This is a genomic window from Streptomyces nanshensis, from assembly GCF_001751255.1.
Lineage (GTDB): Bacteria > Actinomycetota > Actinomycetes > Streptomycetales > Streptomycetaceae > Streptomyces > Streptomyces nanshensis_A.
Genome location: NZ_LJGW01000098.1, coordinates 22,391 through 25,672, shown reverse-complemented (window position 1 = coordinate 25,672; position 3,282 = coordinate 22,391). Strand labels below are relative to the sequence as shown.

The window sequence follows — 3,282 nt, the reverse complement described above, 5'->3', positions numbered from 1 at the left end:
CCGGGCGTCGAGGAGTTCGGCCCCGGTCTCCTTGACCAGGTCGTCCACGACGGCACGGGTCTCCGCCGGGTGCGGCGAGCATGTCGCGTAGCCGACGACGCCGCCGGGCCGCACCGCGCGCAGTGCCTGCCGCAGCAGATCGCGCTGGAGCGGGGCGAAGCCCGGCACGTCCTCCGGGCCGCGCCGCCACCGCGCCTCGGGCCTGCGGCGCAGCGCGCCGAGCCCCGTACAGGGCACGTCGACCAGTACGCGGTCGAAGGAACCGGGGCGCCAGGCGGGCCGGGTGGCGTCCGCGGTGACGACCGCGTACGGACCGGGGTTGCCGTCCAGGGCGCGGGCGACGAGTCCCGCACGGTGCGGCTGCTTCTCGGCGGCGATCAGTTTCGCCCCGCGCCGGGCGGCCAGCGCCCCCAGCAGCGCGGCCTTGCCGCCGGGCCCGGCGCAGGCGTCGAGCCACAACTCGTCCCGTACCGGGGCCTGTTCGGCGCCGGAGCTCTGCTCCCGTACGGGCTCCAGTGGCGCCGCCGCCAGCGCGAGCGCGACGAGCTGGCTGCCCTCGTCCTGCACCCCGGCCCGTCCCTCGCGTACGGCCTCCACCTCTCCCGGATCGCCGCCCTCGGCGAGCCGGACCGCGTACGGCGACCAGCGACCGGGCTCGGCGTCCCCGGTGAGCAGCTCCTCGGCGGTGGCGCGGCCGGGACGGGCGACGAGCGTGACCTCGGGCCGCTCGTTGTCCGCCTCCAGCAGCTCTTCCATGCCGGCGCTGCCGCCGCCGAGCGCGTCCCACAGGGCGGAGACGATCCAGCGGGGATGCGCGTGGCGGACGCCCAGATGCTCTTCGGGGTCGTCGTCGTACGGGGGCGCGACCCGGTCCAGCCAGCCGTCGAGATCGTCGGCGGCGATCTTGCGGAGCACGGCGTTGACGAACTTGGCGCGCCCGTCGCCCAGTACGACGCGGGCGAGTTCGACGGTGGCGCTGACCGCGGCGTGCGCGGGGATGCGGGTGCCCAGCAACTGGTGGGCGCCGAGGGAGATCACGTCCAGCACGGGCGGATCGACCTCCCGCAGCGGACGGTCGACGCACTCGGCGATGATCGCGTCGTACGTGCCCTGGCGGCGCAGCGTCCCGTAGACGAGTTCGGTGGCGAGCGCCGCGTCCCGCGCGTCGAACCCGTCGCCCTCGCGGGCCTTGCGCAGCAGCGGCGGCAGCACGAGGTTCGCGTAGGCGTCGCGCTCGTCGACGGCGCGCAGCGCCTCGAAGGCGAGGATGCGGACGGGGTCCTTGCGCGGACGGCGGTAGGGCTTGGCGGGACGGCGCTGCCGAGTGCTCACAGGAAAGGTGCTCCGGGACGGGTGATGACGAGGTGCGGGGCCGGACGGTAACGGCCGGACCGGTCCGGCGTCCGGGCCGGACGGGGGCGGCGTGCCGGAGGTGGCGGCGCGCCCGTGTGCCAGCGTACGCCCGGGCTCGCGCGGGCCGAGGTCGGCCCGGTACGCGGCCCGGGGCCGGGAGGACCGCCCCGGCCGAAGAACTGCCCCCGTGCGCTACTCCGCTACTCCCCCAGCCGCTCGCCCTCGCCGACCCGGACGCCCCGCGCCCAGTCCGCCGCCGCCATCGGCTTCTTGCCCTGCGGCTGCACCCACAGCAGCTCCACGGGATGCGAACCGGTGCCCGCCCACACGGAGTTCTTGCCCGCACGCAGCTCGCCGGGCGCCAACTCGACGCCGTCCGGCAGGGGTTGCCCGGGACGCTGCGTCAGCGAGCGGATCTTCAGGCGCTCGCCGCGGAAGAGCGTCCAGGCGCCGGGCGCCGGGGTGCAGCCCCGTACGAGACGGTCCACGCGCAGGGCCGGAGCGCTCCAGTCGACGCGGGCGTCCTCGACCTCCAGCTTGGGCGCGAGCGAGATCCCCTCCTCGCTCTGCGGCACGGCGCGCAGCGTGCCGTCCTCGATGCCGTCCATCGTGGCGGCCATCAGCCCGGCGCCCGCGAAGGCAAGACGAGTGAGCAGATCGCCGCTGGTGTCGGTCTCCCGTACCTTCTCCGTGATCACGCCGTAGACCGGCCCGGAGTCCAGGCCCTCTTCGATGAGGAACGTGCTGGCGCCCGTCACCTCGTCGCCCGCGAGCACCGCGTGCTGCACGGGCGCCGCCCCGCGCCAGGCGGGAAGCAGGGAGAAGTGCAGGTTGACCCAGCCGCGGGCGGGCACGTCCAGGGCGACGCGCGGCAGCAGCGCCCCGTACGCGACGACGGGACAGCAGTCCGGCGCGATCTCGCGGAGCCTCGCGAGGAAGTCCTCGTCCTTCGGCCGGGACGGCTTGAGGATCTCGACACCCGCCTCCTCCGCCCGCTGCGCGACCGGGCTGGGCACCAGCCGGCGTCCGCGTCCGGAGCGTGCGTCGGGCCGGGTCACCACCGCCGCCACCTCGTGCCGCTCCGATGCGATCAGTGCGTCGAGAGCGGGGACGGCGACCTCGGGGGTGCCGGCGAAGACGAGCCTCATCGGTGGGGTACCTCTCACTGATCACTGAACGGCGGTGCCGGGGGCGCGCGTTCGGCGTCCCGCGGCGACGACGGGCCAGTCTACGGTCGCGCCCTCCCCCGGCTCCGCACCGCCCGAGGGGGCGTACGGGACCTCGCGCAACCCTGCCGCGTCAACCACGCCCCGCCCGGGCGTGACCGGGCAGCGATTACCGCGTTGGTCAAGTCATATTGACCGAAACGGGCCCTTCCCCGGCTCCCATCCCCGTACGACGGTTCGAGAGGCTTGTTCATGGCCGACCACGCAACCCACGACGCCCAGGCGAGGGCGAGCCTGCACCTGCTGGTGCGGGACATCGAGCGGGTCCGCCGCCAGGTGGACGCCCTGCGCACCCTCACCGCTCAACTCGGCAACGTCTACCGCCCGCGGCGCTCCGCCCCCTCCGCGGGCTTCGTCGTCTACGGACGCGCCCCCGCTCCGACGGTGCGCCTCGCGCAGGAGCTGCGGGACAGCGTGGAGACGCTGGTCACCGCCGCCGTGGACTTCGACCGGTCGCTGGGATTCTCCTGGGACGCGGTGGGCTCCGCCCTCGGCGTCACCAAGCAGGCGGTGCACCGCCGTTACGGGTCGCGGCGCAACGCCTCGCGCGAACTGGCCGAAGCGGGCGGGCAGTCCGCCGAGAGCGCCCCCGGTACGCAGCCGCCGTCCGGGCCGTTGGTGCCGGGCCCGCCCGGCAGCGGCGGCGTGGTCCCGTCCACGGCGGGCGCCTCCTCCGCCGCGGCGTCCCGTACGGCGGGGCAGC

Annotated in this window: 2 protein-coding genes and 1 pseudogene; 1 reads left to right on the top strand and 2 read right to left on the bottom strand. The window is 75.6% G+C overall.

Features of this window, described 5'->3' with window-relative positions; all coding sequences use genetic code 11:
• Together AN218_RS05200 and AN218_RS05195 are read right to left on the bottom strand one after the other, a co-directional pair.
• Positions 1–1,332 (bottom strand): annotated as a pseudogene (locus tag AN218_RS05200) (RsmB/NOP family class I SAM-dependent RNA methyltransferase); the annotation flags it as partial.
• Positions 1,333–1,553: 221 nt separating this feature from the next.
• Entirely contained in the window at positions 1,554–2,501 is a 948-nt protein-coding gene (locus AN218_RS05195; RefSeq protein ID WP_070015428.1) for a methionyl-tRNA formyltransferase, read from the bottom strand.
• 270 nt (positions 2,502–2,771) lie between these two features.
• Here AN218_RS05195 and AN218_RS05190 point away from each other — a divergent pair.
• On the top strand, positions 2,772–3,282 hold a 511-nt coding region (locus AN218_RS05190), incomplete at its 3' end, for a hypothetical protein (protein WP_244900279.1).